Origin of the sequence: Flagellimonas chongwuensis (assembly GCF_013376415.1) — a bacterium.
Taxonomy (GTDB): Bacteria; Bacteroidota; Bacteroidia; order Flavobacteriales; family Flavobacteriaceae; genus Flagellimonas; species Flagellimonas chongwuensis.
In genome coordinates this window covers 328,171-341,884 of record NZ_WYET01000004.1, presented here as the reverse complement: position 1 = coordinate 341,884, position 13,714 = coordinate 328,171, and the positions used below count along the sequence as shown (strand labels likewise).

Annotated in this window: 12 protein-coding genes; 3 read left to right on the top strand and 9 right to left on the bottom strand. The window is 40.5% G+C overall.

All coding sequences use genetic code 11. The features are described 5' to 3' along the window. Window positions 1–19: 19 nt before the first annotated feature. On the bottom strand, window positions 20–1,444 hold the full coding sequence (locus GUA46_RS08635; RefSeq protein WP_176620152.1) for an L-serine ammonia-lyase: 1,425 nt from the start codon (window positions 1,442–1,444) through the stop codon (window positions 20–22). A gap of 232 nt (window positions 1,445–1,676) precedes the next feature. On the opposite strand from GUA46_RS08635, the gene dnaK reads away from it, so the two are divergent. Continuing rightward, the gene (gene dnaK / locus GUA46_RS08630) at window positions 1,677–3,596 is read left to right on the top strand and encodes a molecular chaperone DnaK (protein ID WP_176620151.1); all 1,920 of its coding nucleotides are present in this window, start codon (window positions 1,677–1,679) and stop codon (window positions 3,594–3,596) included. A 73-nt stretch (window positions 3,597–3,669) separates the two neighbouring features. Here the strand turns inward: dnaK and GUA46_RS08625 are convergent, their stop codons facing one another. After that, window positions 3,670–4,314 carry a response regulator transcription factor gene (locus GUA46_RS08625; protein WP_108246249.1) on the bottom strand — a complete coding sequence of 215 codons (645 nt, stop codon included), beginning with the start codon at window positions 4,312–4,314 and terminating at the stop codon, window positions 3,670–3,672. 696 nt (window positions 4,315–5,010) lie between these two features. Beyond that, the gene (locus GUA46_RS08620; protein ID WP_176620150.1) at window positions 5,011–5,859 is read right to left on the bottom strand and encodes a TolB-like translocation protein; all 849 of its coding nucleotides are present in this window, start codon (window positions 5,857–5,859) and stop codon (window positions 5,011–5,013) included. Window positions 5,860–6,250: 391 nt separating this feature from the next. Here GUA46_RS08620 and GUA46_RS08615 point away from each other — a divergent pair, with 391 nt between their 5' ends. Then, the gene (locus GUA46_RS08615) at window positions 6,251–7,747 is read left to right on the top strand and encodes a potassium/proton antiporter (RefSeq protein WP_176620149.1); all 1,497 of its coding nucleotides are present in this window, start codon (window positions 6,251–6,253) and stop codon (window positions 7,745–7,747) included. A 4-nt stretch (window positions 7,748–7,751) separates the two neighbouring features. On the opposite strand, the gene GUA46_RS08610 is transcribed toward GUA46_RS08615, so the two are convergent. Both GUA46_RS08610 and GUA46_RS08605 read right to left on the bottom strand, forming a co-directional pair. Further along, window positions 7,752–8,105 carry a tRNA-binding protein gene (locus GUA46_RS08610; RefSeq protein WP_176620148.1) on the bottom strand — a complete coding sequence of 118 codons (354 nt, stop codon included), beginning with the start codon at window positions 8,103–8,105 and terminating at the stop codon, window positions 7,752–7,754. Between the two features lie 52 nt (window positions 8,106–8,157). Further along, complete coding sequence (locus GUA46_RS08605; protein WP_176620147.1) at window positions 8,158–8,547, bottom strand: DoxX family protein; 390 nt, start codon at window positions 8,545–8,547, stop codon at window positions 8,158–8,160. A 153-nt stretch (window positions 8,548–8,700) separates the two neighbouring features. On the opposite strand from GUA46_RS08605, the gene GUA46_RS08600 reads away from it, so the two are divergent. After that, window positions 8,701–9,891: a TlpA family protein disulfide reductase gene (locus GUA46_RS08600; protein WP_176620146.1), complete on the top strand. Its 1,191-nt coding sequence runs from the start codon at window positions 8,701–8,703 to the stop codon at window positions 9,889–9,891. Between the two features lie 67 nt (window positions 9,892–9,958). On the opposite strand, the gene GUA46_RS08595 is transcribed toward GUA46_RS08600, so the two are convergent. The 4 genes from GUA46_RS08595 to GUA46_RS08580 all read right to left on the bottom strand — a co-directional run bounded on the left by GUA46_RS08595 (window position 9,959) and on the right by GUA46_RS08580 (window position 13,705). Next, window positions 9,959–10,867 (bottom strand): DUF4382 domain-containing protein, encoded by a 909-nt coding sequence (locus tag GUA46_RS08595; protein WP_176620145.1) that lies wholly within the window; start codon window positions 10,865–10,867, stop codon window positions 9,959–9,961. 142 nt (window positions 10,868–11,009) lie between these two features. Further along, entirely contained in the window at window positions 11,010–11,957 is a 948-nt protein-coding gene (locus GUA46_RS08590) for a TolB family protein (protein ID WP_108246186.1), read from the bottom strand. A gap of 72 nt (window positions 11,958–12,029) precedes the next feature. Beyond that, window positions 12,030–13,088, bottom strand: a complete 1,059-nt coding sequence (arsB, locus tag GUA46_RS08585) for an ACR3 family arsenite efflux transporter (protein ID WP_218109532.1) — start codon at window positions 13,086–13,088, stop codon at window positions 12,030–12,032. Continuing rightward, on the bottom strand, window positions 13,088–13,705 hold the full coding sequence (locus GUA46_RS08580) for an arsenate-mycothiol transferase ArsC (protein ID WP_176620144.1): 618 nt from the start codon (window positions 13,703–13,705) through the stop codon (window positions 13,088–13,090). The genes arsB and GUA46_RS08580 overlap by 1 nt, the downstream gene beginning before the upstream one ends. Between the last annotated feature and the right edge of the window lie 9 nt (window positions 13,706–13,714).

The window sequence follows — 13,714 nt, the reverse complement described above, 5'->3', positions numbered from 1 at the left end:
TAATGGTTGTATATTCATTTTAACAATCACTCAAGAATACACCTACCGCAAGTCCTCCTTCAGAAGTCTCCTTGTATTTGGAGCTCATATCTTTTGCTGTTTCCCACATGGTATTTACTACTTTATCCAAAGGTACTTTCACCTCGCTTGGGTCCGTATCCAGTGCCAATTCCGCTGCATTGATAGCTTTAATGGCCCCCATGGCATTACGTTCTATACAAGGTACTTGTACCAGGCCACCGATGGGGTCGCAGGTAAGACCCAAATGATGCTCCATAGCGATTTCAGCAGCAATCAATACCTGTTCGGGAGTGCCGCCCATCAACTCTGTTAATCCCGCTGCCGCCATGGCGGAAGAAACCCCTATTTCTGCTTGGCAACCACCCATGGCTGCAGAGATAGTGGCACCTTTTTTAAAAATGCTTCCCACTTCGCTCGCCACTAATAAAAATTGTTTTACATCATCAAAATTGGCATCGTGGTTTTCTATGACCATGTAGTACATTAATACAGCTGGGATTACACCGGCACTTCCATTGGTCGGGGCAGTGACCACTCGTCCCAAGGAGGCATTCACCTCGTTGACGCTGAGGGCAAAACAGCTCACCCATTTAATGATCTGTCGGAATTTAACCTCTGTATCCCGAATACTTTCCAACCACTCCTGCGGATTGGAGTAGGATACATTGCCCTTAAGTTTTTGATGCATCTCGTAAGCACGTCGTTTCACGTTCAACCCACCGGGGAGTTTACCTTCGGTATGGCAGCCCACGTACATGCTTTCCAACATGGTGTTCCAGATTTGTTTGATTCCCTTATCAATTTCATCCTCGGTCCTTAGTGATAGTTCGTTTTCCATCACAATGGTGGAGATGGATTTATCTTGTGCATTGCAATGTTGTAGCAATTCATCCCCAGTCTTAACGGGATGAGGAAATGTTTTAAAGGTTTCTTTGTTCTCCTTTGCATGAATGCGCTCTTCCTTTACCACAAAACCTCCGCCTATGGAATAGTAGGTTTCGGAAGTTGTTTCCTTTCCGGTCAATTCAGCTTCAAACTTAATGGCGTTGGCATGGAAGGGAAGGAACTCTTTCTTGAAAATGATGTCATCTGTAAAACTGAACGGTATTGTTCGTTTATTGCCAAAGTTGAGTTTGTTTTCGGCTTTAATTCTGTCAATACTTCCTGAAATACTGTCAATATCAATGGTTACAGGGTCTGTTCCCAATAACCCCATCACTACGGCAATATCTGTTGCATGCCCTTTTCCGGTGAGGCAAAGTGAGCCGTACAAGTATATCTTAATGGATTGTACATGATTAAAAACTTGCTCTTCTTCAAGCTCGGCAATCCAACGTTCTGCGGCACGCCACGGTCCAAGGGTATGGGAACTGGAAGGGCCAACGCCGATTTTAAGCATATCAAACACACTAATGCACTCCATAAACTCAATTTATGGTTTCAAATATAGGAAGCTAAAAGGGATTAAAATGCGAATATTTAAATATAGGGGGCGGGTTTTTAATATTGATTATGGTATCCTCAACGGAATCAAGGTATGTAGAGGTTTTGGCAATAATATGACACCTTGTCAGATTCTCTGTCGTGGCATAATCATTGACATTTTAAGAGCGAAACAAAATAGAATTTTTAAACAGATATAACTTTTAGATACGATGAGCAAGATTATAGGTATAGACTTAGGTACGACCAACTCCTGCGTCTCTGTAATGGAAGGTAACGAGCCTGTAGTAATTCCAAATGCTGAAGGTAAACGAACCACTCCATCGATGATCGCATTTGTTGATGGTGGGGAAATCAAGGTTGGAGATCCTGCAAAAAGACAGGCCGTGACCAACCCTCACAAAACAATTTATTCCATTAAGCGATTTATGGGTAATAAATACTCAGAATCCAGCAAGGAGGCCACAAGGGTTCCTTATAAAGTAGTAAAGGGTGACAATGACACGCCACGTGTGGACGTGGACGGTCGTTTGTACACTCCACAGGAATTGTCTGCCATGATTCTTCAAAAAATGAAGAAGACCGCAGAGGATTACTTGGGACAAGATGTAACCAGAGCGGTAATTACCGTTCCTGCATATTTTAACGATTCACAAAGACAGGCTACCAAAGAAGCAGGTGAAATTGCAGGCCTTACCGTGGAACGTATTATCAACGAACCAACTGCCGCATCTTTGGCATACGGACTTGATAAAAAGGATACTGAACAAAAGATTGTAGTATTCGACTTTGGTGGCGGTACACATGACGTTTCCATTTTGGAATTGGGTGACGGAGTATTCGAAGTTTTGGCTACGGATGGTGATACTCACTTGGGTGGTGACGACGTTGACCAAAAAATCATTGATTGGTTGGCGGAAGAGTTCAAGAAGGATGAGGATATGGACCTTCGTGAAGACCCAATGGCATTGCAACGTTTGAGGGAAGCTGCTGAAAAGGCAAAAATCGAGTTGTCTTCTTCTGCACAGACAGAAATCAACTTGCCTTATGTTACAGCTACTGCTTCAGGACCAAAGCACTTGGTAAGAACATTGTCGCGCTCCAAATTTGAGCAATTAATCGCCGATTTGGTGAAAAGAACAATCGACCCGTGCGAAAAAGCATTGAAGGCTGCAGGATTGTCCAAAAGCGATATTGATGAGATTATCTTGGTAGGTGGTTCTACCCGTATCCCTGCGGTACAGGAAGCCGTTGAGAAGTTCTTCGGTAAAAAACCATCCAAAGGTGTAAACCCAGATGAGGTTGTTGCCATTGGTGCCGCTATTCAAGGTGGTGTATTGACAGGGGATGTAAAAGACGTACTCTTGTTGGATGTAACCCCACTTTCTTTGGGTATCGAAACCATGGGAAGCGTGTTTACCAAGTTGATTGAGGCAAACACAACCATTCCGACCAAGAAATCACAGGTATTCTCTACAGCTGCGGATAATCAACCTTCGGTTGAAATCCACGTACTGCAAGGGGAAAGGCCTATGGCGGCTGATAACAAAACTATTGGAAGGTTCCATTTGGACGGTATTCCACCAGCGCCAAGAGGTACACCTCAAATTGAAGTGACCTTTGATATTGATGCCAACGGTATCATTAAGGTTTCTGCAACAGATAAAGCTACTGGCAAATCGCAAGATATCCGAATCGAAGCTTCTTCTGGTCTCACCGAGGAAGAAATCCAAAAGATGAAGGCCGAGGCCGAGGCAAATGCCGAATCAGATAAAAAAGCGAAGGAAACAGCTGATAAGTTGAACGAGGCTGATGCAATGATTTTCCAAACAGAAAAGCAATTGAGCGAGTTTGGGGATAAATTGTCCGATGACAAGAAAAAGCCAATCGAAGATGCTTTGGAAGAGTTGAAGAAAGCTTATGAAAGCAAGGATTTAGCGGTGATTACACCAGCTTTGGATAAAATCAACGAAGCTTGGAAAGTTGCTTCCGAAGAAATGTACAAAGCGCAAGCTGAAGCACAGGGTGGTGCTGCGGGTGCTACGGGAGATACAGCTAGTGGTGATGGTGCTGCCAACGGTGAATCCGAAGGTGATAACGTAGAGGATGTTGACTTCGAAGAAGTGAAATAATTTATATTACTTTAAATAGATAAAAAAACCCTGACCATTTGGTCAGGGTTTTTTGTTTAGTGGAATCTTCAACTTATGCCGCGTTCAACTGTTGCATTTCCATTTCTTTGAGCTTCCGTAAAGCTTCTGATTTTGAATTTACGTTCAGTTTAACATAAATGTTCTGAATGTGAAAATTGACCGCGCTGGGCGTAACAAAAAGCTTGTCCGCAATCATTTTATAGGTGAATCCTTGGGTAAGGAGCTCTATGATTTCGTTCTCCTTTTTGGAAAAAGCCTCAAAAGATTTTGATTGGAACGAGTCGATGATTTTTTTCGCTACATCCAGTTCCAAAGCAATTCCATGCTGGTCAAGTGCCTCCAAAGCATTGAACAATCTATCCTTGGTTATCGGTTTGATAAGGTAGCCACTCGCTCCTTTTTTAAAAGCCTCTTTGATGAGTTTGAAATCGTTCATTTTACTCATCATCAATACCTTAAGGTCTTTGTTTTTTCGGTAAAAATAATCAAGGCCATCTATGCCTGAAATACCGTTTAGCATTGCTTCACAGATTATAATATCTGGATGGCTACGTCCAAAATTGGATAAGAGCTCGTGTACGGAACTGTAGGTTCCATGGAGTTCGTACTGATTGTTTTCTTCAAAGTATTGATTGTAAATGCCGCCGATAGTACCATCATTGTCGATGATGGCAATTTTTAATGGTTTTTTTTCCATGATAAGAAAGATTTGGGGATTAATACTGTTACATCATTTGTTCTGTAGGTTAAGTTTTTGGACATGGGAGTCCTTCTCCGCATAGTTGAAGTTGGGATAAACTAATATTGAAACTAACCGTATTGCCTTTGGGAAAAGCTATACCAATCAATGTTCCATTTAAGTTTACTTCAAAAATGGGTACAATCCCTTATGGGATTGGTTGCTAAAATTTGTGTTGAGTTGAGGTTTTACCTCATCAAAAAAGTAAGGTGAAAAGAGGTTTTGGGACGCCTTTTTTTCTTGTGTTGTAGTTCTTGTTCATGACTTAATAGATTTGGGATTGTATTATTTCAATAGTGAATTTAGAATTTTTTAACTATTGAGCAGAATTTTTGTAGTGGTTTTCGTTCAAATGCACTTTTGTCGAAACCTTTTAATTCAGAATAGTAGGATAAGGGGTAGTGTGATTTGCTCTCAATTAATTGTATATCAGAATTTTAAACAAAAAAATAGGATGCCGTCCCATCAGCATCCTATTCTTGGTGTAAATCGGTCAGATTGAAATAATACAACCCGCTTTCTATGATAGTCTGTCAGTTTCCCCCTGTCTTTCTTATCATGGTCATGAGTGTCTCAAAATTCGGCTATGAAACAGCATCACAAGACACTTCAGGTTTATTGACCGATTCAATAAGTATTTTATTTTAATGTATTCTATTCTTCGTCTTGGAAAGATGCACCTGCATATTCGTTGGTGTCATCGTTCATAACAGTTTGGAGTCCTGTATCTCCATCAGCAACATCGTTGTACTGATCCCGATTACTTGAACGTCCATATGCCACAGTATATTGTGATACAGTATTGTTGAATCCTCTATTGGATACTACAAACCCCATTTTCTTCTCTGGGCTCAATTGAATGGCGTAGTCGTCACTGTTGCTGTTAATGTGGGCACCCAAGTTTACGGATGTGGTAAGCGTGTTCTTTACCACCTGTGAGGCATAAAGGTCCAATCCACCGTAACCATCTCTCCCTTCAGAAGCGAAGAACAACAAGGTTTCGTTGTAAATGCTTGGGTAAAGCTCATCTTCTTTGGTATTTACCTTTGGGCCAAGATTTTTGGAAACACCAGGGGTTCCATCTGCAGCAATATCAGCTACATAAATGTCATATTTACCATAGCTACCTTTCATATTGGAGGCAAAGAACAAGCGAGATCCATCGGCTGTAACCGTAGGGTGTTTGGCGGAATAGTGTTTAGGACATACCTCTAGTTGAGTTACATTGGTCCATTCGCCGTTAACTTTCTCGGCACGATAAACATGATAAATCAATTCTTTTTTAGAAAACACACCGTAAAGTGGTTTTTCGTAGGTACCCTTGCTAAAGTAGGCCGTTTTGCCATCTTTGGTAACAGACATGGAAGGTACGTATCCATCAATGGTGGAAACACTACCATCCATAGTCTCGTTGATCATTTTTTCGTCTGCCTGGGCAAATGTAGTTTGACCGGCTAATATTGTAACTGAAACAATTAGGCTGTAAAAAGTTGAACGTGTCATGATGTATAGATTTGGGGGTTAATACATAGCAAAGATCAAAAAGATTGATGGCGAATACTTATCAATTTTTCATAGGTTTTTACTTTTAACGACTAAAAAGTGCATTTCATCGAATATTTTTTAGATGATTAACATGTGGTGAACGTCAAAAATGCAGTTAAACGGTCTTTTTTGTGTTTTAATCGGCCTATTTTATTTTCTGTAAATCAGGTTCAATTTGGTCAAAATCAATATCAATTACATTCATTCTGATGGTAATCGTAGTGTCTTACATCTTCACATATCGGACAAATTGAGTTAACTTCGCTTTTTGAAAGATGTATCTATATTATAAGGAGCTATCCTTCAAATATTTTATAATAATTACCTCAAACTAGAAAGCCTGCCTAAAATGAATATCACTATTGAAAATATCATCTTAATAGGTTCGGTACTTCTTCTGATCAGTATTTTGGCGGGCAAAACAAGCTACCGTTTTGGTATTCCTACCTTATTATTGTTTTTGACCATTGGTATGTTGGCCGGCTCGGATGGTATTGGAGGTATTTATTTTGATAATCCAAAGATTGCCCAGTTCGTTGGGGTGGTTTCATTGAACTTTATTCTTTTCTCAGGTGGTCTCGATACCAACTGGCAATCCGTAAAGCCTGTACTTAAAGAAGGCATAGTACTTTCAACTATTGGGGTTTTACTAACTGCCGTAGGTTTGGGATATTTTGTGTATTTGATTACTGACTTCAGTATTTACGAAAGTTTATTGTTGGGCGCCATTGTCTCCTCTACCGATGCCGCTGCAGTTTTCTCTATACTCCGGGGCAAGAATCTGGCATTAAAAAAGAACCTTAGGCCTACGTTGGAGCTGGAAAGTGGTAGTAACGACCCCATGGCCTACGTGCTTACCATTGCATTTTTGACCCTAGTGCAGTTTCCGGAAAGGAATATTTTGTCGGTATTGCCCATGTTTTTTCTACAAATGGCATTGGGCGGCGCGGCCGGTTTCCTGTTTGGCAAATTGAGCAAGATAATCATCAACAGAATACAGTTGGATTTTGAAGGGCTTTATCCAGTATTGACCATAGCGTTGATGTTCATTACCTTTTCGGCAACGGATTTTATTGGAGGAAATGGATTTTTGGCCATCTACATATGTTCCGTCTATTTGGGCAACCAAAACCTGATTCATAAAAAAACCATTATGCGAATGTTCGATGGGCTGGCATGGCTCATGCAAATCGTATTGTTCCTTACATTGGGGCTATTGGTATTTCCAACCCAGATTGTTCCGTTTATTGGAATAGGGCTGTTAATTTCGCTTTTCTTGATTTTTGTTGCACGCCCCTTGGCGGTAATGCTTTCTTTGCTGCCATTTCGAATGAAGTTAAGACGAAGGTTTTACATTTCTTGGGTGGGATTAAGAGGGGCTGTGCCCATTGTGTTTGCTACGTATCCGTTGTTGGCGGGCATCGACAAGGCAAGTATCATATTCAATATTGTTTTCTTTGTTTCGATAACCTCTGTATTGATTCAGGGGAGTACCTTGTCCATTGTGGCCAAATGGTTGCATGTGGGATTGCCCGAGAGTGCCAAACCACTTTCTCCTACGGATGAACTCTTGTCGGAACATCCAAAAGCAATTATGAAAGAGATAACCATCAGTGGGGCTTGTCCTGCCACTGGGGAAAAAATCGTAAACTTGGATTTTCCCAAAAAGGCCATTATCGCCATGATTCAACGCAATGGTAACTATCTTACACCAAATGGCTCTACCATTATCGAAGCTGATGATACGTTGGTGGTGCTTACGGACAAACCCGAAATTTTGGATAAAGTTTACGCCTCCCTTTCCATGTCCAAAACCGCGGAGAAGAAGGAAGAATTAGCAGAATAAAATCTTATCCGATTCGGGTGCCGTTTTCAATATTTCGTTCCGGTTGTAGGAGGGTTATTTCTTTGTTTTTTCCGATACCACCAAGAACCAAACATTCGCTCATCATATTGGCAATTTGTTTTGGTGGAAAGTTGACCACAGCAACCACCTGTTTCCCTACAAGTTCGTTGGTAGTATATAGATCTGTGATTTGGGCAGAGGTTTTTCTTTTTCCGATAGTTCCAAAGTCTATGATCATTTTATATGCAGGATTTCTAGCTTCTTCAAACACTTCGGCTTCCAATATGGTTCCAACCCGCATCTCTACTTTAGTAAAATCGCTCCAAGATAATTCGTTGGATGCTTTCTTCTCGTCCATTTTCAAAATTTAAAGTAAAAATAGGGCCGTATCGGACAAGGATGGACTTAATTCAGAACAAATTTTTGATAAATGGTATGTTGTAACGTCGTTGCCAAGCTAAAACTAGGCAGAATAGTAAGGTAACCAGGGCTAAAATAAAAAGAGTGCCGCCATCATCTTGGACCACTACACCTAATTTGGTCAGATGCGAAAATAGGGCACCGAGCATAATACCAATGCCCAACAAAGCCCCAAGGCAAGTTGTTTTGGGAATTAATATGAGAACCGCTACAATCAATTCAATTATTCCGAGGCCTATTCTTCCCCAAGGCTCCAGATTTAGTTGCTCGAATATGTAGACGGATTCTGGTGCTGCTGAAAATTTAAAGAACAATGTCTGCAATAAAATTACGGCCGGGATAATTTTGAGTAGTGCATTTACAATTGATTTTGTTTTCATTTTTTAACTGATTGAATTTGACATTGGTTTGGTCGGGCTATTCTATGGTAACTAACTGAATGGCAACAATTAAATGCATATTGATATGTAGCCTAATTTTTAAGGTTGACCAAAGTCATCATATCAAATGGGGAATTGGTTAATTTTACTGACATGAAAAATTTACTCAAATTCTCTTTGCTTTTCCTGTTTTTGATGCAATCCTGTTCCAAGGAAGCATGGTTGTCCGGGACCATAGATTTGGAGGGTGGTGAAGATTGGAAACCTATGGTATACCTGGTTGTTCCCGAAAAATTTGATGCTGTGGCCCAAAGTTTTGTTGGTAAGGTATTGGATTCGGCCCAAATTGATGAGAGTGGAAGCTTTGAGTTTACAAATCCACCTGAAATGAAAGCTCCTGTATTGCTGGAGATAGTGGTTCAGAGGAGCGGAGAAAAATATGCAAATAAATTATTGAACGAAAATCCAGAAACGGATAATTACTTTCCGTTGGTGTATGAATCGGAAAAAAGCATCAAGGTGAATGCCAAGATATCCCAATTTCAGGCCTCTTTTTCGTTGGAGGAGCCTTCGCTTATCAATGGTAAAATGATTGAATTGAGGGATTTACGTTTGAAAGCCTATCAAAAACAGTTGAAAAATCAGTCAATAGAAGAAGCTTCGGATGAAGGTTTACTGGAACGTGAAAAGAGGCTTGTTGAATACCAAAAGCAATTGATGGACTTTGCAGATGACACTGATGAATTCTTCCCTGCAATGGTCGCTCTTCGCTGGGCCAGCCCGGAAGGAAACTACGAGCGAATTGCCGAATTGCTGTACGATCAATCCGAAAAATGGAGGAAATTGTATCCGGAGCATCCTTGGACTAAAGAGTTGGGTTCGATGGCCGACAAGGAAAATTTACCCATTTTGATAGGAGATCAAGTTCCTGATTTACTCCTTCCTATGGAAAATGGGCGAGAGGTACGGTTACAGTCCTTGATTGAGAATCAAAGATTGGTGTTGCTGGATGTTTGGGCATCATGGTGTGCGCCGTGTAGGATGGAAAATAGAAAGGTGCTACTTCCTTTATGGGAGAAATACAATGCAGCTGGTTTTCAGATTGTGGCATATGGTTTGGAAAGCAGTGAAAAGGCGTGGAACAATGCCGTAAAAAAAGATGGAGCCTACCGCTGGTTACATGCTTCACACTTATTGGGAGACCAAAACCCCTTGATGGATGCCTTTCGCTTAAAAACTATTCCGGCCAATTTCTTACTGAATGAGGAGGGTAGGGTACTAGCAAAAAACTTACATGGAGAGGATTTAATCGAATTTGTCGATAATTACATGAAAGAAAGATGATTTCTAATAAAAAAAGCCAGGATATATCCTGGCTTTTTCTTCTTTAATTTGTTTGTGTTCGGGAATGTTAATTTCCGCCTTCTGTTGTTTCTTCTTCAGTAGCTGCATCTGGATCTACTTCAAGAATAAAATCTTGGGTCGTAACGTTCGCAGCATTTATTTGTACTTCTATGGTATCACTTGCAATAAAGCCATCAAACTCGGAAACTACTTCGTAAGTACCGGCTTCCAGACCTAGAATGGCATAATTACCATCTGGATCGGTAAATGAAGTCGTGTTGAGCGTATCCGCTGCAAATACAGAAACTTGTGCACCAAAAAGGCCAATTTGAGTTTCCTCTTCAACAGTGCTAACATTTCCTGAAAGTGTACCGGCAGTGGAAAGATTACTGGCCTTGATTACAGGTTTGAAATTGAACCCGCTTATTTCTGCGGCTGTGCTAATATTGCCTTTTGCCACAAATGAGCGACTTACATCGAAATCCAGTAATAAATCGGAAGATAAACCGCCTACTACAGTAATTCCTGGGTCTATAAATACTTTAATTCCGGATGAGTCACCACTGGGAACCTTTAGCTCATAAACCGTTCCATCGGTTAAAACTACATTTACGCCCTTAACGTATACGCGAACCTGATCATAAGTCCCAACAGGAACCTCAATTTCTGCCAATTGAAGAGTCAATCCATTGGTCAGTTCCAATAGGTTTGTTTCTATTTCTTCTTCCATCAAGGTTATGTACGGGCTTGTAGTAAGGGCATCATCATCATCGTCTTCGGAAACGCGACGAGCCTCTACTTTATACACGGTAACGTTTGCTTCTGCAATTAATTCATAAGGAAAAGGAGCGTCGGTCATTTGCACAGAAAGCGTGCCTGTTCCTTGTGGATTTCCTCCGTTTCCTTCATCATCGGAGCAGCTTACAAAAAATAAGGTCATTACGGCAAATAAACTGCTAAAAATCTTTGTTCTCATAGTATGGGGTTTTTAAAATTTTTCAGGGCAGAATTATCCCTGTGCGATTTCTACCAAATAAACAAGTTAGGTGGAATAAACCCTACCCCAATGACAAGAAAAATTGATTTTATAGATAAAAAGCACTTGTGTAACCTACAATTTAATCTTTGTAGATAAAGTTCGGAGCTTGTTGATACTTGAAGGTATCGTCGGTCAAGATTTTCATTTCCTTGGTGTCCCAATTCATCAAGCCAATATGAAATTGTGTTTGTTCATCGTCGAAAAGTTCAATGGCCAACCACTTGCCATCGGGACTCCAATCATGCCAACCCTCGTTTTGAGCATTTTCTGTCAACTTCCATGTTTTGCTCCCATCCAAACTAACGGCATATAAACTATACTTGCCATTTTGCTTACTTTGATATGTAACAAAGTTTTCGGTTGGGTGTAGTCTTGGGGCACCGGCCCTATACTCATACTTTCCAGCGGTAGAGTCTTTTTCGGGATAATGAGTAAGTTGCTTTCGATTTTTTCCATCCACATCAATAATGTAAAGCTCTTCATTAAAACCGTTAATCTCTTTGCGAACTGTTTTTCCGCCTCTAAAAACGACTTGTTTTCCATTATTTACAAACAAGGGATCAGCAGCAAAAGCTAGTTTTGTGTCCAATCGATCTATGATCTCTCCATTTTGGTTTAGAATGTAAAATGTAGATTCTGTTATCAGCTTGGGCTTTACGATAAGTTCGGTGCCATTCTTTCTGCTGCTCATCCAGCTATCAGCCAACTCCAGATCACTAACTTTTTGAACGTTTTCTCCATTAAAGTTGCTTTTGTACAAAAAATAACAACGTTTGCACGCTCCTCTATCAGAAATAAAATACAAGGTATCTTCATAAGAATAATAGGTCCAATCCACAGGGTACAGGTCGGTAATGTTTTTTTTGTTGGACCCATCGAGGTTCATTGAAAAAATCTCATAGTTCTCAATGTCAAAATCCCTTAAAACATTGTAAACCAAGCCAAGTTCACGTTGGGTATTGTCCTTTTTTGAATTGCAGGACAGTAGTAATGCCAATAATCCAAGAAAAGCTATTGTTTTAGTCATAATGAGTTTAGTTTGTTTGAAATTTTAGTGTAGTCGAATTTACTAAACTCCATGAATTTTTAAAATGGTGATTTAACCTTGGACTTCTACTTTTTTAGGTGTGAAATATTTTTTCTTTAGCCAGAATGAAACTTTTACCAATAAAATCAATGCTGGTACTTCTACCAATGGCCCAATTACCCCTGTAAATGCCTGTCCGGAATTCAAACCAAAAACAGCAATGGCAACGGCAATGGCCAGCTCAAAGTTGTTTCCCGCGGCCGTGAAGGCGACTGCAGCAGTTTTGTCGTATTCGGCCCCCATGGCTTTTGTGGTGAAAAAACCAATAATAAACATCAAAGCAAAATAGATCAACAATGGAACTGCAATGATCAATACATCCAAAGGAATCTCCACAATCAATTCACCTTTTAAGGAAAACATGATCACAATGGTAAACAAAAGAGCAATCAAGGTTATGGGAGAAATAGCAGGAATAAACTTTTTGGTGTACCAAGTCTCGCCCTTAGATTTCACCAGGATTTGACGACTCAAAATTCCCATTAAAAAAGGGATCCCTAGGTAAATGGCCACACTCTCTGCGATAGTGCCAATGGATATGTCAACAATAGCACCTTCAAACCCAAAATAGGGTGGGAGTACGGTGATGAAGATCCAAGCATAAAAACTATAGGCAAAAACCTGAAAAATACTGTTCAGTGCCACCAAACCGGCACCATATTCGCTGCTTCCTTCGGCCAGATCGTTCCACACCAACACCATGGCAATGCAACGAGCCAACCCAATTAAAATAAGCCCGACCATATATTCGGGATAATCCCTCAAAAAAATAATTGCCAATGCAAACATTAAAATTGGGCCAACAATCCAATTTAAGAACAGGGATATGGAAAGGATCTTGGTGTTTTGAAAAACCTTGGGTAGCAAGGAATATTTTACCTTGGCCAAGGGAGGGTACATCATTAAAATCAATCCAATGGCAATGGGGATATTGGTTGTGCCACTACTGAATTCGTTGACGAAATCGGGGAAGCTTGGAAAAAAATAACCGATTCCGACTCCTACCGCCATGGCGACAAAAATCCAAAGGGTAAGGTTTTTATCTAAAAAGCTTAATTTTTTAATCGCCATTATTTCTGAATTTGGGAAAAGACATAAAACATTTCAGTTGCGATTTGTAAGCTTCGCTCCTTATATTTTTCGGCTTGTTCCGGTGTGCCATCAAATGCTTTGGGTTCGTCGTAGGTGATAGGTATGCGTTTTTCTGCACCGGGAACGAACGGACAGCCCTCATCAGCTTGGGAACAGGTCATAATGGCCGCAAAATCTGATTTTGGGTTGAAATCATCATCCATTCGTTTGGAAAAACAGATGACAGGGTATTCGTTTTCGGAAAACTTGATGCCATACACAGGGTTTTTTCCTTCGGAGAGCATGTTTATTTCAAACCCAGCGCTTGCTAAAGTTGAAGCCACCATCGGAAATAGGGCAGTGGCTTCTGTTCCCCCAGAATAACAGTTCACATTATTAATCCCAAAATGATGCGCCATGGTCTGCGCCCAAACTTGTGATAAATGACTTCTTCGCGAGTTATGTGTGCAGATTAAATTCAGTCGGATGGATTGGTCCTTATCCAATTTTTCCTGAATATACTCCACAAGTGGTGATAAGGTAAGTTTTCTTTCCGCAGCAATGGATGTTGTATCCAAATCGGAAACAAATTGGTTTAAATTTTCAAAAAGTGCCATAGGTAGGGT